The organism is Andreprevotia chitinilytica DSM 18519 (genome assembly GCF_000711875.1).
Classification (GTDB): domain Bacteria; phylum Pseudomonadota; class Gammaproteobacteria; order Burkholderiales; family Chitinibacteraceae; genus Andreprevotia; species Andreprevotia chitinilytica.
Map to the genome: position 1 here is coordinate 53,653 of NZ_JONM01000003.1, position 24,595 is coordinate 78,247.

The 24,595-nt window shown below is 60.5% G+C and carries 27 protein-coding genes; 10 read left to right on the forward strand and 17 right to left on the reverse strand.

Annotation, left to right across the window (positions count from 1 at the left end):
- Positions 1–143 precede the first annotated feature (143 nt).
- The 4 genes from BR41_RS24020 (at position 144) to BR41_RS05495 (ending at position 3,001) form a co-directional block, all read left to right on the forward strand.
- Complete coding sequence (locus BR41_RS24020) at positions 144–314, forward strand: hypothetical protein (RefSeq protein WP_156970571.1); 171 nt, start codon at positions 144–146, stop codon at positions 312–314.
- 137 nt (positions 315–451) lie between these two features.
- Positions 452–2,128, forward strand: coding sequence for a nitrite/sulfite reductase (locus BR41_RS05485; RefSeq protein WP_035053940.1), 1,677 nt, complete (start codon positions 452–454; stop codon positions 2,126–2,128).
- Positions 2,128–2,634, forward strand: a complete 507-nt coding sequence (locus BR41_RS05490) for a DUF934 domain-containing protein (protein ID WP_035053942.1) — start codon at positions 2,128–2,130, stop codon at positions 2,632–2,634. Before BR41_RS05485 ends, BR41_RS05490 begins: the two co-directional genes overlap by 1 nt.
- A gap of 139 nt (positions 2,635–2,773) precedes the next feature.
- The gene (locus BR41_RS05495; RefSeq protein ID WP_051710244.1) at positions 2,774–3,001 is read left to right on the forward strand and encodes a bacterioferritin-associated ferredoxin; all 228 of its coding nucleotides are present in this window, start codon (positions 2,774–2,776) and stop codon (positions 2,999–3,001) included.
- Between the two features lie 97 nt (positions 3,002–3,098).
- Here BR41_RS05495 and bfr (BR41_RS05500) read toward each other — a convergent pair whose 3' ends face one another.
- Positions 3,099–3,566: a bacterioferritin gene (gene bfr, locus BR41_RS05500; RefSeq protein ID WP_035053944.1), complete on the reverse strand. Its 468-nt coding sequence runs from the start codon at positions 3,564–3,566 to the stop codon at positions 3,099–3,101.
- Positions 3,567–3,592: 26 nt separating this feature from the next.
- Positions 3,593–4,063: a bacterioferritin gene (gene bfr, locus BR41_RS05505; RefSeq protein WP_035053947.1), complete on the reverse strand. Its 471-nt coding sequence runs from the start codon at positions 4,061–4,063 to the stop codon at positions 3,593–3,595.
- A gap of 243 nt (positions 4,064–4,306) precedes the next feature.
- Between bfr (BR41_RS05505) and BR41_RS05510 the strand changes: the two genes are divergently transcribed.
- Positions 4,307–5,086: an inositol monophosphatase family protein gene (locus BR41_RS05510; RefSeq protein ID WP_035053949.1), complete on the forward strand. Its 780-nt coding sequence runs from the start codon at positions 4,307–4,309 to the stop codon at positions 5,084–5,086.
- A gap of 33 nt (positions 5,087–5,119) precedes the next feature.
- Positions 5,120–5,320 carry a DUF3460 family protein gene (locus BR41_RS05515; protein WP_035054298.1) on the forward strand — a complete coding sequence of 67 codons (201 nt, stop codon included), beginning with the start codon at positions 5,120–5,122 and terminating at the stop codon, positions 5,318–5,320.
- An 84-nt stretch (positions 5,321–5,404) separates the two neighbouring features.
- Here BR41_RS05515 and cydX read toward each other — a convergent pair whose 3' ends face one another.
- From cydX to BR41_RS05540, 5 genes are read right to left on the reverse strand one after another with little or no spacing between them, the layout of a single operon-like run.
- A complete protein-coding gene (gene cydX, locus BR41_RS23480; protein WP_035053951.1) occupies positions 5,405–5,566 on the reverse strand; it encodes a cytochrome bd-I oxidase subunit CydX in 162 nt (53 codons plus the stop codon).
- A 14-nt stretch (positions 5,567–5,580) separates the two neighbouring features.
- Positions 5,581–6,714, reverse strand: a complete 1,134-nt coding sequence (gene cydB, locus BR41_RS05525) for a cytochrome d ubiquinol oxidase subunit II (protein ID WP_035053953.1) — start codon at positions 6,712–6,714, stop codon at positions 5,581–5,583.
- Between the two features lie 10 nt (positions 6,715–6,724).
- Positions 6,725–8,302 (reverse strand): cytochrome ubiquinol oxidase subunit I, encoded by a 1,578-nt coding sequence (locus BR41_RS05530; RefSeq protein WP_035053955.1) that lies wholly within the window; start codon positions 8,300–8,302, stop codon positions 6,725–6,727.
- Entirely contained in the window at positions 8,299–8,532 is a 234-nt protein-coding gene (gene cydP / locus BR41_RS05535; protein WP_035053957.1) for a cytochrome oxidase putative small subunit CydP, read from the reverse strand. The genes BR41_RS05530 and cydP overlap by 4 nt, the downstream gene beginning before the upstream one ends.
- The gene (locus BR41_RS05540; protein WP_035053958.1) at positions 8,529–9,083 is read right to left on the reverse strand and encodes a GbsR/MarR family transcriptional regulator; all 555 of its coding nucleotides are present in this window, start codon (positions 9,081–9,083) and stop codon (positions 8,529–8,531) included. Before BR41_RS05540 ends, cydP begins: the two co-directional genes overlap by 4 nt.
- A 225-nt stretch (positions 9,084–9,308) precedes the next feature.
- On the opposite strand from BR41_RS05540, the gene BR41_RS05545 reads away from it, so the two are divergent.
- The 4 genes from BR41_RS05545 to BR41_RS05560 all read left to right on the forward strand — a co-directional run bounded on the left by BR41_RS05545 (position 9,309) and on the right by BR41_RS05560 (position 12,740).
- The gene (locus BR41_RS05545) at positions 9,309–9,566 is read left to right on the forward strand and encodes an FmdB family zinc ribbon protein (RefSeq protein ID WP_035053961.1); all 258 of its coding nucleotides are present in this window, start codon (positions 9,309–9,311) and stop codon (positions 9,564–9,566) included.
- 53 nt (positions 9,567–9,619) lie between these two features.
- Entirely contained in the window at positions 9,620–10,327 is a 708-nt protein-coding gene (locus tag BR41_RS05550; protein WP_035053963.1) for a DUF502 domain-containing protein, read from the forward strand.
- Between the two features lie 18 nt (positions 10,328–10,345).
- A complete protein-coding gene (aspS, locus tag BR41_RS05555) occupies positions 10,346–12,136 on the forward strand; it encodes an aspartate--tRNA ligase (RefSeq protein ID WP_035053965.1) in 1,791 nt (596 codons plus the stop codon).
- 121 nt (positions 12,137–12,257) lie between these two features.
- Positions 12,258–12,740, forward strand: coding sequence for a hypothetical protein (locus BR41_RS05560; RefSeq protein ID WP_035053967.1), 483 nt, complete (start codon positions 12,258–12,260; stop codon positions 12,738–12,740).
- 109 nt (positions 12,741–12,849) lie between these two features.
- Here the strand turns inward: BR41_RS05560 and BR41_RS05565 are convergent, their stop codons facing one another.
- The 10 genes from BR41_RS05565 to BR41_RS05610 form a co-directional block, all read right to left on the reverse strand.
- Entirely contained in the window at positions 12,850–13,971 is a 1,122-nt protein-coding gene (locus BR41_RS05565; RefSeq protein ID WP_035053968.1) for a porin, read from the reverse strand.
- A gap of 252 nt (positions 13,972–14,223) precedes the next feature.
- Entirely contained in the window at positions 14,224–15,063 is an 840-nt protein-coding gene (gene serB / locus BR41_RS05570; RefSeq protein ID WP_035053970.1) for a phosphoserine phosphatase SerB, read from the reverse strand.
- A 276-nt stretch (positions 15,064–15,339) separates the two neighbouring features.
- A complete protein-coding gene (locus BR41_RS05575) occupies positions 15,340–16,284 on the reverse strand; it encodes an ABC transporter substrate-binding protein (protein ID WP_035053972.1) in 945 nt (314 codons plus the stop codon).
- Positions 16,257–17,126 carry an ABC transporter ATP-binding protein gene (locus BR41_RS05580; RefSeq protein WP_051710246.1) on the reverse strand — a complete coding sequence of 290 codons (870 nt, stop codon included), beginning with the start codon at positions 17,124–17,126 and terminating at the stop codon, positions 16,257–16,259. Before BR41_RS05580 ends, BR41_RS05575 begins: the two co-directional genes overlap by 28 nt.
- Complete coding sequence (locus BR41_RS05585) at positions 17,120–18,133, reverse strand: FecCD family ABC transporter permease (RefSeq protein WP_035053973.1); 1,014 nt, start codon at positions 18,131–18,133, stop codon at positions 17,120–17,122. Before BR41_RS05585 ends, BR41_RS05580 begins: the two co-directional genes overlap by 7 nt.
- Before the next feature lie 385 nt (positions 18,134–18,518).
- Positions 18,519–19,514, reverse strand: coding sequence for a FecCD family ABC transporter permease (locus BR41_RS05590; protein ID WP_051710249.1), 996 nt, complete (start codon positions 19,512–19,514; stop codon positions 18,519–18,521).
- Positions 19,511–20,953, reverse strand: coding sequence for an MATE family efflux transporter (locus BR41_RS05595; RefSeq protein WP_035054303.1), 1,443 nt, complete (start codon positions 20,951–20,953; stop codon positions 19,511–19,513). Before BR41_RS05595 ends, BR41_RS05590 begins: the two co-directional genes overlap by 4 nt.
- 5 nt (positions 20,954–20,958) lie before the next feature.
- A complete protein-coding gene (locus tag BR41_RS05600; RefSeq protein ID WP_051710252.1) occupies positions 20,959–22,029 on the reverse strand; it encodes a cysteine synthase family protein in 1,071 nt (356 codons plus the stop codon).
- Positions 22,030–22,219: 190 nt separating this feature from the next.
- The gene (locus BR41_RS05605; RefSeq protein ID WP_211251674.1) at positions 22,220–23,614 is read right to left on the reverse strand and encodes an alanine racemase; all 1,395 of its coding nucleotides are present in this window, start codon (positions 23,612–23,614) and stop codon (positions 22,220–22,222) included.
- Positions 23,608–24,591 (reverse strand): ornithine cyclodeaminase, encoded by a 984-nt coding sequence (locus BR41_RS05610; RefSeq protein WP_035053975.1) that lies wholly within the window; start codon positions 24,589–24,591, stop codon positions 23,608–23,610. Before BR41_RS05610 ends, BR41_RS05605 begins: the two co-directional genes overlap by 7 nt.
- Between the last annotated feature and the right edge of the window lie 4 nt (positions 24,592–24,595).

Here is a 24,595-nt window from a genome sequence, read left to right on the forward strand (position 1 = left end):
TATGGTGCGGCTGCAAGTGCCACCCATCCAGAACCTTATCTCTTTATATACATAAACCATTTGTCCGAAGGGACCGGCGAGCGGCCGAACAATGGGCAATCCTGAACGTCTGAGCTTTCAGAACTTCATGCAAGGAGCTCGCCATGGACAAGATTCGGACCAAACGGAATCTGCTGGAGCAAGCCAGCCTGCTCGCCCGGGCAAGGCGTGTGAGTTTGCGCCGGGTGCATCGGGTGGATGTCACGCTGCAAAAGCCGTTCGACCATGAAACCGGTCAGTTGTATGACCCGGACAATCACAGGAAAGCAGATTAGTGCCCGGTGGGAGGGCGGCCTCGTCAGGGCCGCTCATCTGTTCTGGTGATATAAATATGAAAAACGATTTGTTTTGCAGATAAGGCACGGCTGGTATCATTCTGCGCATTGTTGATCAGTGTGAACCGGTATCGCAGATGTACATTTACGACGACTATGACCAGAAGATCGTGGATGCGCGCGTAGCGCAGTTTCGCGATCAAACGCGCCGCTATCTTGCTGGCGAATTGACCGACGACGAATTCCGTCCGCTCCGCCTGCAAAACGGCCTCTATATCCAGCGCCATGCGCCCATGTTGCGCGTGGCGATTCCCTACGGCGAGCTGAATACCAAACAAGTGCGCGTGCTGGGCGAGATCGCCCGCAAGTACGACCGCAACTATGGTCACTTCACCACCCGTCAGAACATTCAATACAACTGGCCCAAGCTGGAAGACGTGCCGCAGATTCTGGCCGACCTCGCTGCGGTGCAAATGCACGCGGTGCAGACCTCTGGCAATTGCATCCGCAACACCACCAGCGACCAGTTTGCCGGCGTGGCGCACGACGAGTTGATCGACCCGCGCCCGTGGTGCGAGATCATTCGCCAGTGGTCCACCTTCCACCCTGAATTCGCCCATCTGCCGCGCAAATTCAAGATTGCCGTCAACGGCGCGAAGGAAGACCGCGCTGCGATTCTGGTGCACGACATCGGTATCAACGTGGTGAAGAACGAAGCCGGTGAGATTGGCTTTCAGGTTTATGTCGGCGGTGGCTTGGGTCGCACGCCGATCATTGGTGCGTTGATCAAACCGTTCCTCGAGCAAGAACATCTGCTGTCTTATCTCGATGCCGTCCTGCGTGTGTACAACCGCTACGGCCGTCGCGATAACAAATACAAAGCGCGCATCAAGATTCTCGTCAAAGCAATGACGCCGGAAGCCTTCGGTGCCAAGGTCGAAGCGGAATGGGCTTATCTGAAAGATGGCCCGCAGACGCTGACGCAAGCTGAAGTCGACCGCGTGACCGCTTTCTTCGTCGATCCGGCGTATGAAACGCTGGCTGGCGATGATGCCGGTTTCCTCGCTGCCAAGGCATCCAATCCGGCATTTGCACGTTGGGTCGAGCGCAACGTGTTCGGCCACAAGAAAGCCGGTTACGCCTGTGTGACCTTGTCGCTGAAAGCGCGCGGCATTGCACCAGGCGATGCCAGCGACAAGCAACTCGACGATGTCGCCGCGTTGTCTGATCGTTTCTCGCTTGGCGAAGTCCGTGTTTCGCACGAGCAGAACCTGATCCTGCCGTGGGTGAAGCAATCCGACCTGTTCGCCGTGTGGGAAGAAGCCAAGCGCATCGGCTTCGCCACGCCGAACATCGGCTTGTTGACCGACGTGATCTGCTGCCCGGGTGGTGATTTCTGCTCACTGGCCAACGCCAAGTCGATCCCGATCGCACTGGCGCTGCAAGAAAGCTTCGACGATCTCGATTATCTGTTCGACCTGGGCGAGATCGAGCTCAATATGTCTGGTTGCATGAATGCCTGTGGTCACCACCACGTGGGCAATATCGGCATCCTCGGCGTGGATAAGAACGGTTCCGAGTGGTATCAGGTGTCGTTGGGCGGCCGCCAGGGCAGTGCTGCCAGCTTGGGCAAGGTCATCGGCCCGAGCTTCGCGCAGGATGAAATGTCGGAAGTGATCGAGAAGATCATCAAGGTCTACGTCGACAATCGCCACCCTGATGAGCGTTTTATCGACGTGGTGGATCGTCTTGGCATCGACCCGTTCAAGACGTATGTCTATGCCGGCCGTGCCGCTCGTAAGGAGGCCGCGTAATGAGCAAGATCATTCGTGACCGCCAGATCGTCGAAGACAACGCCACCATCCTGCGTTTGAACGAGGACGGCAGCTTTGCCGCTGTGCCGGCCGAAGGCGTGGTGCTGGTGTCGCTCAAGCAGTTTATTGCACAGAAAGAAGCGCTGTTGGCGCGTGGCAATATTGGCGTGTGGTTTGCGCCGGACGATGAGCCGGAAGAGCTGGGCGATGAGGCCAAGACGCTGGCGGTGATCGCGGTCGAGTTCCCCGCGTTTACCGATGGCCGTGGTTTCTCGATTGGCCGCCTGCTACGCGAACGCTATGGTTTTACCGGCGAGCTGCGTGCGTTTGGCGATGTGTTCAAGGACACGCTCAATTATCTGTACCGTTGCGGCTTCAACGCCTTTGCCGTGCGTGCGGACAAGAATATCGAGGATGCGCTCAAGGGTATCGACGACTTCACCGAGTATTACCAGGCGAGCGTGCAACAGCCGCAGCCCTTGTTCCGGCGGCGTGAAACGGTTTGATGTCGTTGCTGTGTCCAACAAAAAACCCGCCCGGATGTGGCGGGGTTTTTGTTGCCCGCCGTTTGTCAGCTTGTTGATTCCGGTCAATCTGCACGCTTGGCAAGAGAAAAGGTTTTGGAGATAATGAGAACGCTTATCAATGTTCGAGGCTTCCATGTACGTTTGCGTGTGCAACAGCGTGACCGACAAGACCATCCGCAAGGCGGTGGCTAACGGCGTGCGTACGTTCAAGCAACTGCAACAGGAAACGGAAGTCGCCACATGCTGCGGCAAGTGCGCCAGCTGTGCCCGTGGCGTGATGGATGAAGCGCTCGAAGCGCAACAGCCGCGTCAGCCGATGTGGAATCTGGCTTTGGTGCCGGGCTAAGGCAATCAGCACGGTTTAATAAACCAAAGAACAATTGAAAAACGGGACGCAGATGCGTCCCGTTTTTTGTGGCCCCGAGTTTGATGCGTGAGCCTGATCAGACTTGGGATTGCAGATAGTTCTGCAAGCCGATCGCTTCGATCAGCCCTAGTTGCTGCTCCAGCCAATGCGCGTGGTCTTGTTCGGTATCGTCGAGCAGGGCAAGCAAGATGCTGCGCGTGACGTAATCCTGCACCGACTCCGCCAAGGCAATCGCTTTTTTCAGCGCAGTTGCAACTTCGTATTCGGTTTCCAGATCGTTCTTCAGCATCTTTGGTACGTCGGCGCCAATGCGCAGCGCGGTGCGGGCTGCTACGTTCGGGATGCCACCGAGGAACAGGATGCGTTCGATCAGGCGGGTGGCATGGCCGATTTCATCGCCGCGCTCGTGGTCGATGCGCTCAAACAATTTGCTATAGCCCCAGTTGTGATACATCTGGCTATGCACAAAATATTGGTCAATCGATGTCAGTTCGGCCGCCAATAGGCCATTCAGTGCATCGATTACTTTCTTGTTGCCGTCCATGGCAAATACTCCTTGATTAATTCCGCTTATTCGTCAATTTGCGATTGCAGGTAATTTTGCAGGCCAAGCGAAACTTGTTGTTCCGCTTGTGTTTCCAGCCAATCGAGGTATTCCTCGCCTTCTTCAAGCAGATGTTCCAGCAAATCGCGGGAGACGAAATCGTGGGCGGTTTCGCACAGATGGATGGCATCGCGCAGCACCGGCAAGTGGCTGCTGACCAGCTTGTGGTCGCAGGAGAGCATTTCCGGCACGTTTTCGCCGATCAAGAGCTTGCCGAGCTGTTGCAGGTTGGGCAGGCCTTCCAGGAAGAGGATGCGTTCGATGAGTTTGTCGGCGCGCTTCATGGCGTCGATCGATTCGTGGTACACGCGGTCGTTCAGCTGCTTGAAGCCCCAGTTCTTGTACATGCGTGCATGCAGGAAGTACTGGTTGATCGCGGTCAGCTCGTTGCCGAGCACGCCATTCAGCGCCTTGAGCACTTTCTTGTCGCCTTGCATGATTTGGCTCCGATTACTTTTTGATCCCGCTATTTTAGCCAATATCCGAATTGATTTGCCAATTTATATTTGAATTGGCTGAATTGAATTTGAATTCGATAGCTATTCTCATGTGTCGTTTTGCATATGAATTGGAGAATTGTTCTCGTTCATTAATGTAAGAAAAATGCAATTCCCCAAGGTAGAGGCAATCCGGGCGACGTGTTAGCCTCCCGCCCGTCTAGACATTCAGGAGAGTTCCTCATGGCCCCCAGCGCAGAACTGATCGCGCTTGCGCATCGCTTGGCCGATGCCAGCGCCGACGTGATTCGCGGCTATTACCGCAGCCCGCTTGCCATCGATGACAAGAGCGATGCCAGCCCGGTCACCCAGGCCGATCGCGAAGCAGAGCGTGTGATGCGCGAGCTGATCAATATGGCGCGGCCCGGCGATGGCATCATTGGCGAGGAATGGGGCGATGAGAATACGGATGCAGATTGGGTCTGGGTGCTCGATCCGGTCGATGGCACTAAATCATTCACCGTTGGCCGGCCGTTGTTTGTAACGCTGATTGGCCTCTTGTATCGCGGCGTGCCGGTGTTTGGCGTGATCAACCAGCCCATTGTCGGCGACCGCTGGATCGGCGGCGAAGGCGTGCCAGCCACGTTGAATGGTCAGCCGATCAAGTCCAGCGACATTACCAGCATCAAGCAGTCCCGCATCGGCACCACCGGGCCGGAGTATCTGGCTGCCGGCAAACCAGTGTTTGATGCGTTGGCGCAAGAATGCCGCTACCCCATCTATGGCGGCGACGGTTTCCTGTATGCACAGGTTGCCAGTGGCTGGCTGGATCTGGTGGTGGAAGAGGGGCTCAAATTGCATGACTACGCCGCGTTGGCGCCGGTGGTGCAGGCCGCAGGGGGCGTGATGAGCGATTGGCAGGGCAAACCATTGGTGCTCGGCAGCGAAGGGCGGGTGATTGCTGCAGCCAATCCGGCGATTCATGCATTGGTACTGCCGCAACTGGCGGCGCTGCCGGTATAATTGCGGGATATCACTGAATCGACGCAGGTCATCATGTTCAAAAAGAACACCCATTACGTTTCCGAGTACACCGAGTTCATGCAGCAGCTCCTCAAGGACCAGCCGGAAATGGCGCAAGGTCAGATCGAGGGCCGTGCGCTGCTGTGGGACAAAGCACCGATCAATCTGGATGAGCGCCAGCGCAACGATGCGTCGCGTATCGAACAGAAGCCGTATCCGTATCAGGCCGATTGATCTGGTTCGGGGCTGCGCTGGTCGCGGCAACAAAAAAGCCATCCTTGAACGGATGGCTTTTTTGTTGCCGACAGCTGAAGAGCGTCAGCTTTTCTCATTGCCTTGATTTCTGAACTGCTCGAACCGCTCCTGCGTCCCTTCCGCGCTGCGATGGCCGAAGGCGTAGTTCGCCTCTAGCCACATGACGTTGATGATGCCGAAGGCCAGTGCCAAGCCCAAACCGAGCACCCAAGCGAAATACCACATGTCTGTCTCCTGATTTAATAGCTGTGCGTGCTGTTATGGATGCTGTCGGCGTTGACCGTGCCGCGCATCACGCGATAGACCCAGCTGGTGTAGATCGTGATCAGTGGCACGAAAATCACCACCATCGCCAACATGATCGCGAGGGTCTTCTTGCTCGATACCGCATCCCAGGCCGTCAGGCTCGATGCCGCATCCAGGCTGGAAGGCAGCACGAAGGGGAAGAGCGCGATGGTTGCGGTGACGATGATGCCGATGACCGTGCCGCTACTCGCCAGCAGGCCGATCCAGCGCCAGCGCAAACCCGCGAACAATGCCGCCAACAGGGCAAAACCGACACCCGCAGCCGGGACCAACCAGAGCGTGCCGTGGAAGTTATTTAGCCAGCCGCCATCCACGCGAACCACGGTTTTCTGCAACGGTGTGAGGATGGCATTCAGATCGCCAATTTGCGTGAGCGAATAGCCGGACAGCGCGTGGATCAATAAGCCGCCCAGCGCAAATAACACTGCCGTGATCAGGCCAAACACGATGACCGATTTGCGTGCTCGTTCCGCTACTACGCCATCAGTACGCAGATAGAGAAAGGTGGCGCCGTGCAGCGTCGTCATGGCGACGGCCAGGATGCCGCAGAACACGCTAAAGCCGTTAAAGAGGCCAAGGAAGGTGCTGCCGCTGCCATAGCTGACCCGCATGGTGTCGTCGAACTGGAAGGGCAGGCCGACAAACAGGTTGCCAATCGCCACGCCGAACACCAGTGTTGGCAAGATGCCACCGACGAATAGCCCCCAATCCCAACTGCTACGCCAGCGCGGGTTTTCCAGCTTGCTGCGGTAGTCGAAGCCGACTGGCCGCAGGAATAGCGCAAACAAGGTGAAGATCAGTGCCACATACAGCACGGAGAACGCCGCCGCGTAGACCAAGGGCCAAGCCGCAAACAGCGCACCACCAAAGGTGATCAGCCAAGTCTGGTTGCCTTCCCAGGTCGGGCCGACCGTGTTGATGACCACCCGGCGCTCGTCGTCGGTCTTGCCGATCCACGGCAACAGCGTCGCTACACCCAAGTCCCAGCCGCCGGTGAGGGCAAAGCCGAGCATCAGGACGGCGATGATTCCCCACCACAACAGTTTCAGTGTTTCGTAATCGAGCATCGTCGTCTCCTTAAGCCGCGTGCGGGGCGGGGGCAGTGACCGCTTCGCCGTGGTAACGGCCGGTATGCAAGCTGGCTGGGCCAAGGCGGATGTATTTGAGCATCAGATACATCTCGATGATGAACAGCAGCGAATAGATGCCGATGAGGCCGATCAGGCTGAAGTGCAACTGGCTGGCGTCGAGGGAGGATGCCGATAGTCGCGTCGGCAGGATGTTGGAGATGGTCCACGGCTGGCGACCATATTCCGCCACGATCCAGCCGGCTTCGATCGCTACCCAAGGCAAGGGAATCGACACCACCGCTAGCCGAAGCAGCCAGCGTTGCGGGGCGAGGTTCTTGCGGACCAGGAACCAGAACGAGGCGACGAAGATGAACAGGAACAGAATGCCTAGCCCGACCATCACGCGGAAGCCCCAGAAGATTGGCGCGACGTTTGGAATCGTATCGTGCGCAGCCTGCTTGATTTGCGCCGGCGTGGCATCGACGACGTTCGGCGTGTATTTCTTGAGCAGCAGGCCGTAGCCAAGATCGCCCTTGTATGTGTCGAACTGCTGCATCACCGCATCGGATTTGTCGCCACCGCGCAGCTTCACCAGCGCGTCGTACGCCAGCATGCCGTTGCGAATTTGCTCCTCGTGCTGCTTTTTCAGATCCTTGATGCCGGTGACTTGGGTATCGACCGAGCGTGTCGCAATCAAGCCCATCAAATAAGGGATCTTGATGGCGTAGTCGGTGGTCTCGGTCTTGTTGTTCGGCCAGCCAAACACGGTGATCGAAGCGGGGGCAGGTTCGGTGTTCCATTCGGCTTCGATGGCGGCGAGCTTCACTTTCTGTACTTCGCCAGCGGTATAGCCCGATTCGTCGCCCAGGATGATGACCGAGCAAACCGAAGCCAAGCCAAAGCCGGCTGCGACGGCGAACGAGCGGATGGCAAAGCCGGTATCGCGGGCTTTCAGCAGATACCAAGCCGAAATCCCGAGCACGAATAGCGCTGCTGCTACATAGCCCGCGGCCAGCGTATGCACGAATTTCACCTGCGCCACCGGGTTGAAAATCACGTCGGTGATGCTGACGAGTTCCATGCGCATGGTCTGGTAATTGAATTCCGCGCCGACCGGGTTTTGCATCCAGCCATTGGCAATCAGAATCCACAAGGCAGAGAGGTTGGAGCCCAGTGCGACCAGAAACGTGACACCCAAATGCTGGATTTTGGAGAGTCGATCCCAGCCGAAGAACATCAGCCCGACAAAGGTGGATTCGAGGAAGAACGCCATCAAGCCTTCGATGGCGAGTGGCACGCCGAAAATATCGCCGACGTAATGCGAGTAGTAGGCCCAGTTGGTGCCGAACTGGAATTCCAGCGTGATGCCGGTGGTAACGCCCATGGCGAAGTTGATGCCGAACAGCTTGCCCCAGAAGCGGGCCATGTCCTTGTAGACCTGCTGGCCGGTCATCACGTAGACCGATTCGCAGATCACCAGAATCCACGACAGCCCGAGCGTGAGCGGCACAAACAGGAAGTGGAACATCGCCGTCAGCCCGAATTGCAGCCGTGAGAGTTCCACCACTTCAGCGGCGGGAATCATTGTTTATCTCCAGAGGGTTGATGGCTTGAAACGGGGGCTGATGCCGCTACGCCCAGCAATTGTTGGCTGATGGCGGATTGCGGCACTTGCATGTGGTGGGCGAGCGGGGCGGAGAACCAGAGCTTCCAGGCCCCCCACAGCAGGAACACTTTGATGACGAGGATCAGGGTGATTTCCAGCCACAGAGGCAGGCTGGTGCGCAGCGGGCCGCGGCGGGTCGCGGTGGTCATGCGTCATCCTTGTTGCCGCGTAGCTTGTCGGCAAAACCGAGGACTTTCTGCACTTTGGCGCCTAGTTTCATCAGGTTTTCCAGCGTCTCAGGCGAAAGTCGGTGTACTTCGTCAAACCAGCCACTCGCGAGTTCAACGAGGTCGTACATTTCACGCATTCGCACTTGGGCGTGGCGCTCTGCCTCATTGGCCGGCGTATCCAGTAGCGCATCGCGCAGCAGGGTGAGGGTTGGCTCGATCTCGCGGCGGCGTTTTTCTTCCGCGAGAGTGCGGAAAATTTCCCAGACGTCCTTGGGGGCTTCGAAGTAGTCCCGCCGATCGCCCGGTAGATGGACGAGCTTCACCAGCCGCCATGCCTGCAGCTCCTTCATGCCCATGCTGACGTTGGAGCGCGACATGCCGAGTTGCTCGACGATTTCATCGGCATTCAATGGCTTGGGTGAGATGAACAGCAGGGCATAGATTTGCCCGACGGTGCGGTTGACGCCCCAACGGCTGCCCATTTCCCCGAAGTGCAGGACAAATCGTTCGTTCAGTGGTGATAGGTTCATGGCTTGTTTTGTGAATTGTTGAATTTTCAGTAATTATTGAAAATTCTAAATTTCGCCGTGAGTTTGTGCAAGATCAATGTGTGGGAACGAAATTTGTGGGGATAGCCTCAGATGCAAAGCGCTTGATTTGGTCGTTGTTTGCCTAAGCCCATGTCTCGACAGGGGCGCGCAGCACGGAAGGCATCGGCTTCCGGTATAATCGTCCGCTTTTGGAGGACTGCGCCCATGCCGATCTATGCTTACCGCTGCTCGTCCTGCGGGCATGAAAACGACCACATGCAAAAGTTGGCCGATGCACCGCTGACTGAATGCCCGTCGTGTCACGCCGACACGTACCAGAAAAAAATTACCGCCGCCGGTTTCCAGCTCAAGGGCACCGGTTGGTATGCGACTGATTTCAAGGGCGGCACCAGCGGATCATCCGCAGCCAGCTCAAGCGAAAGCGCGCCGGCTTGCCCGGGTGGCAGCTGCGCATGTCACTGATGCTCGCCCGCTGATTGGGCAATGATTCAACGCACGTCTCACCAAGGACATCCGTGCTTAAAAAATACCTGTTAACCGGTTTGCTGATCTGGATTCCGCTGGGCATCACCATTTGGGTGCTGCAGCTCATCATCGGCACCATGGATCAGATCGGCAGCATCTTGCCGTCGGCCGCGCGACCGGATTACTGGTTGCTGCAGCATCTGGCCGAATACCTGCCAATTCTGAAAGACAAACAGCACATCCCGGGCTTTGGTCTCGTGTTTGCCGTGGCGGTAGTCTTCGTGACCGGCGTGATTGCCCGCAATGTGCTCGGCCGCCGGCTCTTGATCGTTGGCGAGCAACTGCTGAACCGCATTCCGATCGTGCGTTCGATCTATTCGAGCGTGAAGCAGGTCTCGGACACCTTGTTCTCCGATTCCGGTCAGGCTTTCCGCAAAGCCGTGCTGGTGCAGTTTCCGCACCAGGGTACGTGGGCCGTGGGTTTTCTTACCGGCCAGCCCGGTGGCGAAATTGCCGAACTACTTACCGACGACCTCGTTTCCGTCTTCGTGCCCACCACGCCAAACCCCACTTCCGGTTTCCTCTTCATGGCGAAGAAAACCGAAGTGCGTGAGCTCGCGATGAGTGTGGATGAAGCGCTCAAATACGTGATCTCGATGGGGGTCGTGATGCCCGGCAGTAAAGTTGCAGCTGCCCCGAAAACTGTTTCTGTATCCACCACTGAATCCGGCGAGCTTGTGCGCGCCGACCAAGCTTAAGCAAGGACTTTGAACTCAATGCGTACCGACTACTGTGGCCTGATCGACAAACGTTTCCTCGGCCAGACCGTCACCATCCAGGGCTGGGCCCATCGTCGCCGTGACCACGGTGGCGTGATCTTCATTGACCTGCGTGACCGTGAAGGCATGGTGCAGGTGGTGATCGATCCGGATACCCCGGAAGCCTTCAAGACTGCCGATAGCAGCCGTTCCGAATATGTGTTGCAAATCACCGGTGTCGTGCGTGATCGCCCGGCTGGCACCACCAACAAGAACCTGATCTCCGGCGAGATCGAAATCCTTGCCAAAGACATCACGGTGCTCAATACCGCTGTCACGCCGCCGTTCCAGATCGACGACGAAAACCTGTCGGAGACAGTGCGCCTGCAAAACCGCGTGATCGACCTGCGCCGCGCACCGATGCAAAAGAACTTGCGCCTGCGCTACAAGGTATCGCTGCTGGTGCGTAACTTCCTGGATACGCAGGGCTTTATCGATATCGAAACGCCGATGCTGACCCGCTCCACCCCGGAAGGCGCGCGCGACTATCTGGTGCCGAGCCGCGTGCATGACGGCCTGTTCTTCGCGCTGCCGCAATCGCCACAGCTCTTCAAGCAGTTGCTGATGGTGGCCGGCTTTGACCGTTACTACCAGATCACCAAGTGCTTCCGCGATGAAGACTTGCGTGCTGATCGCCAGCCTGAATTCACCCAGATCGATATCGAAACCTCGTTCCTGAACGAGGAAGAGATCATGGATATCACCGAATCGATGGCCAAGCACGTGTTCAAGGAAGCCATCGGCGTCGATCTCGGCGACTTCCCGCGCATGCAGTACGACGATGCCATGTTCCTCTACGGTTCGGACAAGCCTGATCTGCGCGTTACGCTCAAGTTCACTGAACTGACTGACGTGATGAAGGATGTGCCGTTCAAGGTGTTCAGCGGTGCTGCCAATATGGAAGGCGGCCGCGTGGTGGCCTTGCGCGTGCCGGGCGGTGCTTCGTTCAGCCGTTCCGAGATCGATGCCTACACCCAGTTCGTCAGCATCTATGGCGCACGTGGTCTGGCATACATCAAGATCAACGACGTCACCCAACTCAACGAAACCGGCCTGCAGTCGCCGATCGTCAAGAACCTCACGCCGGAATCGCTGGCAGCCATCGTCGAACGCACTGGTGCGCAAGACGGCGACATCGTGTTCTTCGGTGCGGACAAGCTGAAGATCGTCAACGAAGCCATTGGCGCGTTGCGTTTGAAGATTGGTCACGAGAAGGGCGAAGCTGGCGGTTACTTCACCAAGGGCTGGAAGCCGCTGTGGGTCATCGACTTCCCGATGTTCGAATACGACGAAGAAGACAAGCGCTGGAACGCGTGTCACCACCCGTTCACCAGCCCCAAGGTTGAGCACGTTGAGTTGCTCAAGACCGATCCGGGCAAGTGCAAGGCTCGCGCCTACGACATGGTGCTCAACGGCTGGGAAGTAGGCGGCGGTTCGGTGCGTATCCACCGTGCCGACACGCAATCGACCGTGTTCGATGCGCTGGGTATTGGCGAAGAAGAAGCCCGCAACAAGTTCGGCTTCCTGCTCGACAACCTGCAGTACGGCGCACCGCCGCACGGTGGCCTCGCCTTCGGTCTGGATCGTCTCGTGACGTTGATGACCGGCGCTGAGTCGATCCGCGATGTGATCGCCTTCCCGAAAACCCAGCGTGCGCAGTGCTTGTTGACCAATGCGCCGAACTCGGTGGACGAGAAGCAATTGCGTGAACTGCACATTCGCCTGCGGAATCCGACACCGTTGGCGTAAGAAAATACACCGTCCGTCAGGAATGTGTTGTCTATGTGGAAAGGCACCGAGAGGTGCCTTTTCTTATTTATCGTTATTCCTTAAAATAGAACCAGTTTTTTACTTTTAAGGCTTGTAAGTAATGGATCGCTTCACCGGTAGCCCCGTGCATCGTTGTGGCCACGCACTGGCCGATGTGCCGGCAGACTTTGATACCCACGAAGCATATGTGCTCCGCGCTGCTTTTCCGTGCCCGCATTGCACGGCTGAAACAGCTCGCCGGGCAGGGTTGAAAACGCGGGTCTTCGTCAATCTGCAGCAGCTCTCGCCGGGTATGGCAGCGTTCGTGGCAGAGATCAGCGAGGCGGGCTCCGAACTGGAAGATTTGCTGGCTGCGATTGGCTACGGTTGCCGGGCCAAATCGACCGATGAATTACACCCCGGCACTGAAGTGATCGAGGCGGCGCAAGGCGGTGTGTGGCGTAAGGAATTCTGGTTTGCGACCAATGCCGACCCCCGTTTGGTGGTGGCATTGATTCAGCACATCAAACTGGAAGTGAGCTGGTTGACCGGCTATCTTCCTGACGGGGAACAGGCAGTGGAGTTCTGCGCTTTCCCGAAATAAAGCGGTGGGTGTTACCCAAACGTTGACGAATAAAAACATGAAGCCCACAACTCAATTGAGCTGTGGGCTTCATTGCATTGCAACCGCTGAAACAGAATCCTGCGCGAAATCAGAAGTCGCTGTGAATGCCCATCGAGAGCTGGGCGACTGTCTGGCCCGGCGTGGCAATCATGGAGCCGTTGCCGTTGATGAATGATGCGCCACCTTGCGCCGCATCGTTGTTCAGACGAGTTGCATAGGTATAGAGATAGGTGCGCTTGCTCACGGCGTAGGTCAGGCCAACGGTGGCGTGCTGACCGTTCTGGCCGCTGACGCCAAGGTAGTTTCTGGTCCAGGCGTAGAAGCCTTGTGCTTGCAACTTCGGATTCAGGTTGTAGCGGCCAATCACCACGAAGTTGTTCCAGTTGTTTTTCTGGTTGCTGAGCGCGTCCCCGGCATTTTCTTCGATACGTTCCCAGCCAGCACCGAGCTGGGCGCTGCTATCGAATTTGTATCCGCCCGCCAGTTGGATCGCCGTGACGGATGCACCGGGTGTCGTGTCGCCACCCTTGATGGAGGTCGACTGTTTGAAGTTGCGATTGGCGGCATATTCGCCAGCCAGACCGACGACAAAACCACCGTTGGTATAGAGGCCCGTGGCTGCTGCGATTGGCGCTCCTTTGCCAAAACCGGCGTTGGCATCGGCACCGTATGTTGCGCGTGCCTGAAAGCCCGACCAGACCGGTGAATCGTAATTGATGCTGTTGTTCAGGCGTTTGCCGGCTTGCGAGAACATCCCTCTGCCACCGGCCTTGTAGTCCATATCGAACGAATCGAAGAGCGACGACAAGTTGCTCGCGCCCAGCATGCTCTTGTAGGCGCTGTCGTAATGGCCCAGTCGTAGCGTGCCCAAGCTGTTGCTCTGCAGGCCGATGAAGGTATTGCGGGTGCCGAAAGGGGTATCGGTGCCGAAGCGCCGGTTACCGCTGGCATCCGAGCCTCTGGCCAGTGCGCTTTCGACTTGCCAGATGGTGGAGATATCGCCGTCGTCCCACTTGTCGCTGCCGCGAATACCGATGCGGGAATGGCCGTCCGAAGTGGTGAATCTGTTGTTGCTGCCCGCGCCGGCGGCGTTGGCGGAATAGTGGCTGTAGTCCATCTCGTAACGGATGGAGCCGTAGAGGGATACATCGGCAAACGCTGCCGGCGCGAGCACTGCGGCGGCACCAGCGGAAGCGATCAGTTTTTTCATGCAGATTCTCCGGATGCAGAACGTATGTTCTGTTTGCTTGTGAAGGCCGGGTAGAATCTGATGCTTTTGCCGGATGCGTTAAATCAGGCAAGGTTTAAAGGTTTTTGGCGGCAGCCGTGCAGGTCAATGACCAGCCAGCCCGTTATGAGGGCTGGCCGACCAAGTCAGGCGAGCGCGACGGGGCGTATTGAGTAAGACGTTGAATGTCTTGGGATGGGTTGTGACAGGGCGGGGCATTTTGCCCACCCTGGATCACAGGAAGTAATTCAACACCCCATCCAGCCCGACCTGATTGATGCAGTACGGCGCTTCCGCTTGCACCTTGGGCTTGGCATGACAGGCGACGCCGAAGCCGGCTTCATGCAGCATCGGCAGGTCGTTCGCGCCATCGCCGATGGCAACGACTTGCTCCGGCTTCAGGCCGAGGGCTTCGCGCATGGCGATCAGCTCGACCTTCTTGCGCTCGCCATCGATGATGTCGCCATTCACGCGGCCGGTGAGTTTGCCGTTTTCGATTTCCAGCACGTTGGCGACGGTGCGGGTGAGTTGCAAGCGCGTTTGCAGCCGCTCGGTGAAGTAGGTAAAGCCGCCGGACACCAGCAGTGTCTTCGCGCCGGCCCCCTGAAAGCCTTTCAGCATTTTCTCGGCCCCTGCCATCAGCTTGAGGCGTTCTTCATAAACGGGCCCAAGTGCGGTCTCATCCAAACCAGCCAGCAACGCCACGCGGCGGGTGAGGCTTTCCTTGAAATCCAGCTCGCCGCGCATGGCTGCCGCCGTGATGTCGGCCACTTGCGGCTTGATGCCGACCATATCGGCGATCTCGTCGATGCACTCGATGGTGATCAGCGTCGAATCCATATCCATCACCACCAGGCCGATATCGCGCACGGTGAGGTCTTCCGGGATGAAGGCGAAATCGAGCTGGTTGGATTCACAGAAATCCGTCACCGCTTCTTCGTTATCGATATGCGCGCCCAACAGCTTGAATGCCTGCTGGTTGATCGCCTCGATCTGATAGGCATCGGACAACCGCGCGAGCTGTTTGAGGTCTTGCGTGGCGATATTGGGAGCTTGGATGACGAGACGGTGCATGGCGGCGCTTGGAGAGCAAAAACCGCCATTATATCGGACAGCCGCCATCACCCGCCGCCGCAGTGCCGGGTGGTTCGCGATGTTAGATGGGCCGCTGTATATGTAGGGGCGAGCTTGCTCGCGATGGCGGCGGTGAATGCATCGGTTCCGTAGCCCGGACGGCTTTGCCGGCCGGGGTCAATGCTGCGATGCACCTGGGTCAGGAGTGATTCACGCGGTGGCCCCCGGCCGGCAAGCCGTCCGGGCTACGGTAGTGGTGCGCTATCGAAGTCGCCGCTATTTGGGCAACAACCCACCCAACACTTTCGGCAAATCCGGCTTGGCAAAGCGATCTGGATAAAGATAATGCACCGCCTCGAACAGGGTCGCCTGCCGGCCGAGTGGCCCGAAGGCTTCGATCCAGTGATCCTGCACGTAGATCACCCGCCCGTTTTTCACCGCCTTCAGCGTCTTCCACAGCGGGTTCTGCTCGAATGGCCGCGCCGCGCCGTAGTCGTAGATAAAGATCACGTCCGGATTCGCAATCAGGATCGCCTCCATATTCATCTCGAACGCCGTGTTGTCCGGCACTTGCGGCGTCGGGTTGCCGCCGGCGACGTTTATGCCGCCCAGCCGGTTCAGCAGCGTGGACGTGATGTTCTCGTTGTAAAACGCCCACGGCGCTTCACCGCCGCCCCACAGGAACAGGTAACGCGGTTTGCGCTCTTGCGGCGCTTTGGCGGCGAAATCTGCCAGCGTGGTGCGGAAGCGGGCATTGAGCGCTTCCGCCTCGGTGCGGCGGCCGACCGCATCGCCAAACAGTCGTATCGAACGCTCGCTATCTGCGAAGGTTTCCAGCCGTAGCGCGAGGTAAGGGGCGACTTTCTCCAACCGCGCCGCGTTGGCCTCGGTATAGCGGCGCATGGCGACGATCAGGTCGGGCTTGGCCTGGCTCAGCCGCTCCAGATTTGGTGCCGCACGCTGGCCCAGATCGGTGGCCTGATTGAGTCGGCCGAGCAGGAACGCGGGGCTGCGGCCTTGCACCATGTGCGTGGTCGCGACCGGCGTCAGGCCCAACGCCAAAGCAGTATCCGCGCCGAAATACGATACTGCCGCGATGCGTTGCGCCGGCGCGGGCAAGTTGAGCGTCTTGCCCCGGTCATCCTTGACCGATAACGCATTGGCGGTGCCGGCGAGGCACAGCAGAAAAACGATCAGATGACAGAAGCGGGAACGGCGCATGGCGAACTCGTGGAGATGGATGGGGAAGTTACAGCGGCCGGGGCCGGTTGCAGGGAAAGCGGGCGTTCCGGATGGCATACCGGCAGGCCATCGGCCGCGCCGCTCAGCAGGCTGGCCTCGACCTGATACACCGCGGCCAGCAAGCCCGGCTCGATAATTTGGGCTGGGTTGCCTTGGGCGATCAGGCGGCCGGCTTGCATCACGACGGCGTGATCGGTGTAGCGGATCGCCTGATTCAGATCGTGCAGCGACATCACCAGCGTGATGCCGTGGCTGCGGTTCAGCTCACGCAGCAGCGTCATCACTTCCAGCTGGTGGCCAAGATCGAGATAGGTGGTTGGCTCATCCAGCAGCAGGATGTCCGCTTGCTGGGCCAGCGCCATCGCGATCCATACCCGTTGTCGTTCACCACCGGAGAGCGCATCCAGCCCGCGCTTGGCGTAATTTGTCAGCCCGGTGGCGGCCAAGGCCCAGCTGATGGCCTCGCGGTCGGCGCTCCCCAAGCCACCCCACGGCGGCCGATGCGGAAAACGGCCGTGGGCGACCAGCTCGGCCACGGTCAGCCCTTCCGGGTATTGCTGCTGTTGCGGCAAGAAGGCGAGCCGCCGCGCCAGTCTTTTTTTCGGCCAGCGGTGCAGCGGTTCGTCATCCAGGCTGACGCTGCCAGCGCTGGGCGGCAACAAGCCCGCCAGCCCGCGCAGCAGCGTGCTTTTGCCACAACCATTCGGGCCGAGCAGGGCAGTGATGCTGCCGTCGGGAATGGCCAGATCAAGGCCATCGATCACCGGGCGCTCGGCATAGCCCAAGCGCAGGCCGGTGCAGGCGAGGGAAGATTTCAGCATCGGGATTTGCTCAATAGATAGAGAAACAGCGGCGCGCCCAATAGCGGGGTCACTGCGCCAACGGGAATTTCGGTCGGGGCCAGCACCAGCCGGCCGAAGAGATCGGCCGCGATCGTCACGACCGCACCCAGCAAGAGCGTCAGCGGCAAGCGTTGCGCCAATCCACCGGGGCGCAGCAGCCGCGCCAGATGCGGCGCGATCAGACCGACAAAGCCGAGCGGCCCGCAAATGCCGACTGCCGCCGCAGCGGCAATGCCGGCATAGGCCAGCGCTGCCAGTCGCCACAGTTCGACCCGCAAGCCAAGGCTACCGGCGCGGGCATCGCCCAGTGCCATCACGCTCAGCGCCGGCAGCAACAGCGGCAACACCAACAGCAGCGCCACGCTCCACGGCCACAGCAGTGCCAGATGCGCCCAACTGCGGCCGTAGAGATTGCCGGCCAGCCACGTCAGCACCACCTCGACCCGGCTCGATCCCCAACCCGCGAGGATGCTCATCGCCAGTGCATACAAGGTCGCGCCGACGGCAATGCCCATCAGGATCAGGCGCGATGGTGCCGTGCCGCGCTGCCAGCTCAGGCCGTAGACCAGCGCCAAGCCGCCAAGCCCGCCCAATTGCGCCACTGCGGGCAGCCATTCGATACGGTAGGCGGCGAGCTGGCTGTTGTCGGTGGTGCCGGCGAAGGCATCGAACAGCAGGAACAGCATCACCGCCAAGGTCGCCCCGGACGAAATGCCGAGGATGCCGGGATCGGCCAGCAGGTTGCGCAACACGGCTTGCAGCACCAGTCCACTCAAGGCGAAATGCGCGCCGACCAACGCGGCGAGTAGCAGGCGGGGCAGGCGCAAATCCCAGAGAACGAGATGCGCGCCGGGATCGCTGCTGCTGTCGCGTAATGCTTGCCAGAGCGTGGTGGGGGAGTAGTCGGCTGCGCCGAGGAGGAGGCTGGCTAGGCCGAGTAGGAGGCCGATGGTGACAAGGGCCAATTCCAGATGATAGGAGCGCATCACCGTCCCCCCCTTCCTATGCCTGAGCGAATCAGAAGATTCGTACGGCAAAGGGGGGCTAGGGGGGATTTCGACATCGGTTCAATATCCGCCGTTGTTCTTAAGTCTCCCCTTCGTGTCTGTTCACAAGCTTGTGTGCTCGTTTGTTCTAAGCCCTTTGAGTTTTCATTTCTCCCTGTGCTTAGCCATGAGTTGAGCGAGGGGGAGGTCAACGTCTGCTGAGATTGAAACGCAGCAGAAATCCCCCCTAGCCCCCCTTTGCCGTACGAATCTTCTGATTCGCTCAGGCATAGGAAGGGGGGGATGGTCGCGTGGTGTGCAGCTGGCATCTTTCTTGGTCTCAATCCTGAAGCGTTTGCATGAATAACTTCAAATACTTCAACCCTCATCCCACCTCCCCCCGCACCCGCCGCGCCAGCGCAATAAAAAACGGCGCAGCAAACAACGCCGTCAAAAAACCCAGCGGCAACTCTCTCGGCGCGGCCAGCGTTCGCGCCAGCAAATCCGCCCCACAGACCAGCGCTGCACCAAGCAAGGCAGCGGCAGGCAGTAAACGTACATGAGCAGACCCCACCAGCAAGCGCGCCAGATGCGGCACCGCCAGCCCGACGAAACCGACCGGCCCCGCCACCGCCACCACGCCAGCCGCCAACGCGACGGCAGCAAGGCCATGCCAGAGGCGCCAGCGGCCCAGTTGCACGCCAAGCGATTCGGCGGTGTCGTCGCCCAATTGCATGATGTCCAGCACGCGACAGGTGGCGAGCGTGGCGGCGATGCCGGCCAGCGCCCACGGCCAGATCACGGAGAATTGCGGCCAGCCGCGCCCGGCCAGCCCGCCCGACAGCCAGTAGAACAGGGGGCCGGCTTGCGGGCCGGCACGCATCAACAAGGCGGTGATGACGGCGCTGGCGAGCGCGGCGACGGTCATGCCGGCGAGCGCCAGCCGCGTGGGCGAGAGCCGATCCCGCCACGCCAAGGCCAGCGACAAGGCAGCGCTGGCAAACCCGCCGGCCAGCGCACACCACGGATACCAAGTCGTCGGCAGCTCCGGGAACAGGAGCGTGGCGGTTACGACCGCCAACGCTGCGCCGGAGACGACCCCGGTTAGCGTCGGGTCGGCGAGCGGATTGCGTGTCAGCGCCTGCATGCTGCAACCCGCTACCGCCAAGGCTGCGCCGACCAGTGCGCCGACCAGAAAGCGCGGCAGACGCAATTCGCGCACGACCAAGGCCAGCGGTTCCTGGCTGCTACCGGTGAGCGCATCGGCAATCTGCGGCCAACCGGCCTGCAACATGCCGTGCTTGAGGCCCAAGCCACCGACGACGAGCAACGTTACGAGCGCAACGCTGCAAGTCAGCGCAAAACGCAGCCAGGCGCTCATGCCGCCAGCTCCAGTCGTCGCAGCTGCTGCGAGAACCCACGTAGCAACAAAGCAGCGGTACTCGCCAAGCCAATCAGCAAGCCCAGCCAGATGCCGTTCAGCCCGTAGCCCAGCAGCACGCCGAAGCCATACGCGCACGGCAGGCCGATCAGCCAGTAGCCGATCAGCGATAGGCCGAACGGCCGCTTGGTATCGCCCAGTCCGCGTAGCAGACCGACGCCGATGTTCTGGCTGCAATCGAAGAACTGCAGCAGCGCGGCAATCGCCAGCAGGCTGGTCGCCAGCCGCACCGCTTCGGCGTTGGTAGCGGCGCGGGCATCGAGGAAGGGGGCGATCACCCAGCCCGGCGCTACCAGATACAGCAAGGCCACCACCGCCATCGCCGCCAGCCCGAGTGCCAACCCGCTATGACCCAGCCGGCGTGCTTCGGCGTAATCGCCTTGCGCCGTGGCCTGGCTGATGCTGATCGACGATGCATGCGACAGCCCGACCGAGATCATGAACACGATGTAGATCACCTGATTGGCGATGGCCTGCGCTGCCAGCGCATTCGCGCCCAGCGTGCCGATGATCAGCGTCAGCACGGTGAAGAAGGCCGCTTCCGAACCATAGGTGGCGGCAATCGGCAGGCCGAGTTTCCAGGTACGGACCAAGGCAACGCTGCTGCTGCGCCATGCGGCTAATGACAGATGCTCGCGCAAGATCGGATCGCGCCGCACCACCACCAGAAAGCACAGGAAGGAGGCCAGATACACCACGCTGGACGACAGCGCGATGCCGGTCAGCCCCAGTGCCGGCAGGCCGAAATGGCCGAACATCAGCGCGTAGTTGCCAAGCAGATTCAGCCCGACCGACAGGATGGTGATCGCCAGCAGCGGACCGGGTCGCTTCAAGCCGACGGTGTAGTTGCGCAGGCTCTGGAACCACAGGCACGGCAACATGCCGGGTGCGGCGGCTTGCAGATAACCGGCCGCCAAGGTGACGACGCTTTCGTCTTGCCCGGCATAGCGCAACAAACCGCCACCGGCCGCCATCAACAGCGCGAACGCCAATCCGATCAGCGTGGCGCTGGCGAAACTGGCGCGCACGAGGTCGCGGATTTCGGTCGGGTTGCCCGATCCATTCGCCTTGGCTTGTAATGCGCCATTTGTTTGGCGTGAACCATTCGGATTCGTTTGTAACGCGCCATTGGCGCTCGCCACCAGATTCCCGGTCGCCGTCACCACTCCGACCCCCATCGTGCGCAGCTGGTTGAACAAGATGGCGGCGAGCCCGCCGGCCGCCACCTCCTTGGCGCCCAGCAAGCCCATCATCACGATGTTGGTGGTGCTCACCGCCACCTGGGCGAGCTGGGTCAGGATCAGCGGCCCGGCCAGCGCCGCAACGGCCCGCGCTGACCGCCAACTGAAGGCAAGGGGGAAGGCGGTGGGGAGAGACATCCCCTTCATGCCGCCTCCACCTGGGTTGCTGCCGTCGATTCAAAGCGCGCAAAGATCGGGGCCAGCTCGGTCGCCACCGAGTCATCGATCAGATTGCGGGCGGCCATCCAGTCGTCGTTGAACACGGTGTCGAGATACTTCTCGCCACCGTCGCACACCAGCACCACCATCGTGCCGCCCGGCGGCAGGCGGTCGATCAGCGACAGCGCGTGATAGATCACGCCACCGGCCGAGCCGCCGACCAGCAGCGCTTTCTTGCGGCCGAGATAGCGGGCGGTGTTGAAGGCGGCGGCGTCCGAGACTTTCACGCCTTCGTCCAGCAGCGAGTAATCCACCAACGCGCCAATCTCCGCGCCGGCTGGCGTGCCGGTGCCGGATTGATAGTAGTCCGCGCCTTCGCCGCCAAAGGCGATCGAGCCGACCGGTTCGACGCCGATCACCGTCATGGTGGGCAACCACGGTTTCAGTTCGCGGGCGGTGCCAAACAGCGATCCGCCCGTGCCGACCGCACCGACCAACAGATCGATGTGGCCATCGAGCGCGGCCAGCAATTCATGCGCGACGCGGGTATAGCCGCGACCGTTGGCCGGGTTGTTGTGCTGCTCGGTCCAGATCGCGTCCGGGTCGGCGTCGGCGATACGTTCCGCCAATGCTTCGCGATCTGCCGTGGCGAGCGCATCGCCATCGCTCACGTAGATCAGCTCCGCGCCGTAGGCCCGCATGGTGCGCAGCTTGTCCGCCGCCGCGTGGTGATCGACCACGGCGGTAAAGCGGTAGCCACGCTCGGCCGCCAGCAGCGCGAGGCCCATGCCGGTGTTGCCGGAAGTCGATTCGACCACCCGGCCACCGGGGCGCAAGGAGCCGTCCTGCTCGGCTTCATCCAGCATCTGCTGCGCCATGCGGATCTTGGCACTGCCGGTGGGGTTGGATTGCTCCAGCTTAAGCACGATGCGCCGGCCGTCTGCGGTGCGCAGCAGCTCGAATAGGGGGGTGTGGCCGATCAGGTCGGAGACACGGTTGACGATGGCTGGGCGTGCGGCGAGCACGGGCCGCGGGTTTTTCAGGGATGCGTTCATGGGGTGTATTCCTTTGGGCTTGTTCGGTGTTTATCCCCTCTCACTCGCGTGCAAGGCTTTAGCCTTGCTCAGCTATTAGTGGGAGAGGGTTAGGGAGAGGGTGGTGAGAAGGACGTTGCTCACGGAATGACCCTCACCCCCGGCCCCTCTCCCACAAGTGGGCGAGGGGAGAAAAGCTTGCTCATCAGCCCTAACCCGGCCGATCCACCTGCCACCTCGGCCCCGCACCCTCCGTGCGGATCACCAGCTTGGTTGGCAGCGGCAGTTCATGGAACGGCGATTCGTTGGAATCCATCTGGTAGCCGGCGGTGTTCGGATACACCAGCAAATCACCGGGAGCGGGGCGTTGCGGGAAGGCGATCTTGCGCCAGCTGAGCATGTCGCTATCCAGGCAGCTCGCGCCGCCAATGCAAGCGCGGAAGGGGGCGGCTGGGGTGGTGTGGCGCGGCAGCAGCAGGGGATCGGGCAGGAATTCGCTGTCGAACCACTGCTCGGACAAGCTCAGGCTGGTGCCATCGACAGTGACGATGCCGTAGTCATCGCGCTCCCCGGTGCGATCCTTGACGCCCAACACGCTGAATACGCTGCAACCGGCCTGATCGAGCAGCGCCCGGCCCGGTTCCAGGATCAATCCCAGCTCATGCCGGTTCAGCAGCGTTGCCAGCGATGCGGCGGCGCCGACCGGAATGGCTGCCAGCAATTGCGTCAGCATGGCCGCGCCGGGGGCGGCGCTGTGGTAGGGGTAGAAACCGCCGAAGCGTTTGCCGGCGTGGTAGTCATCCGGCCCGTGGCTGGTGATGAAATCGCGCCAGCTGCTGGCATCGGCATACGAAACGGAAAACCCGCCGCCGATATCGAGCCAGTGCACCGGCAGACCGAGCGAGCGAGCGGTGAGCGCGTGGCTGATCAGCCGGCCGGCTTCGTTGCAGCGGGCTTGCGGGTCGTAACCGGAGAGATGGAACGACAAACCCTCCAGCCGCAGCCATTCTTCCTGATTGCGGCAGTAGTCGAACAGCTGCGGCAGCGCGGTTTCTTCCACGCCAAAACGGCTCTTGGGTTGGCTATTCGGTCGCAGGCGCAGCAGGATGCGGGCGGGTTTACCGAGCGTGCGGCTCAAGTTGGCGAGGCGCTCCAGTTCGTCCGCCGCATCGATGGCGATCAGGCTGCCGTGGTGCAGCGCCAGCCGGAGCAGCGCATCGCCCTTGGCCGGGCCGGAGACGCCGATGTGCGCACCGGGAATGCCCGCTCCGACGGCCTCGCGCAATTCGCCAGCGCTGGCGACATCGATGCCGATGCCCAAGTCCGCTGCAGCAGCGGCAAAGCAACGTGCCTTGTTGGCCTTCTTGGCGAACAGGATCTGGCCATTGACGCCGGCTGCGCTCAACGCGGACTGGAAGGCGCGCACGTTGTCGGCAAACCGGGTCGGGAAGACCAGATGCAGTGGCCCGGCAAAGCCTTCGACCAGTTCGCGCAGCAGTGGCTGCTTGATGAAACCGAGCAAATCGGGGTGCCAATAAGCGGGCAGGGACAGCGTGGTTTTGTCGCGAACCGGCGCGGCGTTATCCATCACGGCGGCGCTTACCATAGCGTGACCTCCCGTCCCAAGCCTTGCGCCCGCGCCCGTTCGGCCAGCAGTCGGCCCAGTGCCAGATCGGTGATGACCATGCCGCTGTTGTAGGCGAACACGCGTTCTTCGGGATTGCGGCGGGCTGGTTTGCGGCCGAGCAGGATGTCCGGCAATTCGGCATCGACCGGCGGCAGCTGGCCGTTGGCATCGACCAGATCGACGCCGGTGGTGCGCATCTGCTCTTCATTGGTGGCAATGCGGTAATCGGCTTTGTGCAGCAAGCCGGCATCCAGCCCGTAGCCAACCAGAATGGTGGTCGAGCCCGGAGCGGTATCGCCGATCTGCACCGAATCCTTGCAGCCGGGGCCGGCCACGCCGAGGATCAGATCGGCTTCGCGGGCGGCAGCGTGCACGTCGCGAGAGAGTTCGATGCTGCGGCCGGGGCAGTGGGTTTGCAGCATTTCGCGCACGGCGGCGATGCCATCCGGGTGATGGCCGTGCACGATCAACCGTTCCAGTTTGGGCAGGGCGGCGAGCAGGAAAGGCAATGCGTAGCGACCCTGCGTGCCGGTGCCGACGATGAGGGCGGTGCGGGCATGCGGCGCGGTGGCGCGGGCCAGCAGCGCGGATACGGCCGGAGTGCGCAATGCGCCGACCAGGCTGCAATCCATCAGTGCCAGCGGCAGGCCGGTCTGGTCGTCGTACAGCGTGAGCGTGGTGTAGTAGTGCTGGTTAGCGCGGTCGTGCGCGGGGTCATATTTGTACGAAGTCTTGAAGCCGACCGTGCCGTTGCCGCCATCGCGGCCGAGCATGGCATAGGCGACGGAATGACCGTCGGCGGCCTTGCTCATCAGCTTGCCGGGGTTGTCCGAACGACCTTCGCCGAGCGCCTTGTAGGCGGATTCGATCACGCCGATCACTTCGGCCGGGCTCCAGCTCGCTTGCGCCAATGCGGCGCGGTCGAGCACCAGCAGATTCTTGGGGGTGGTGGTCATGGTG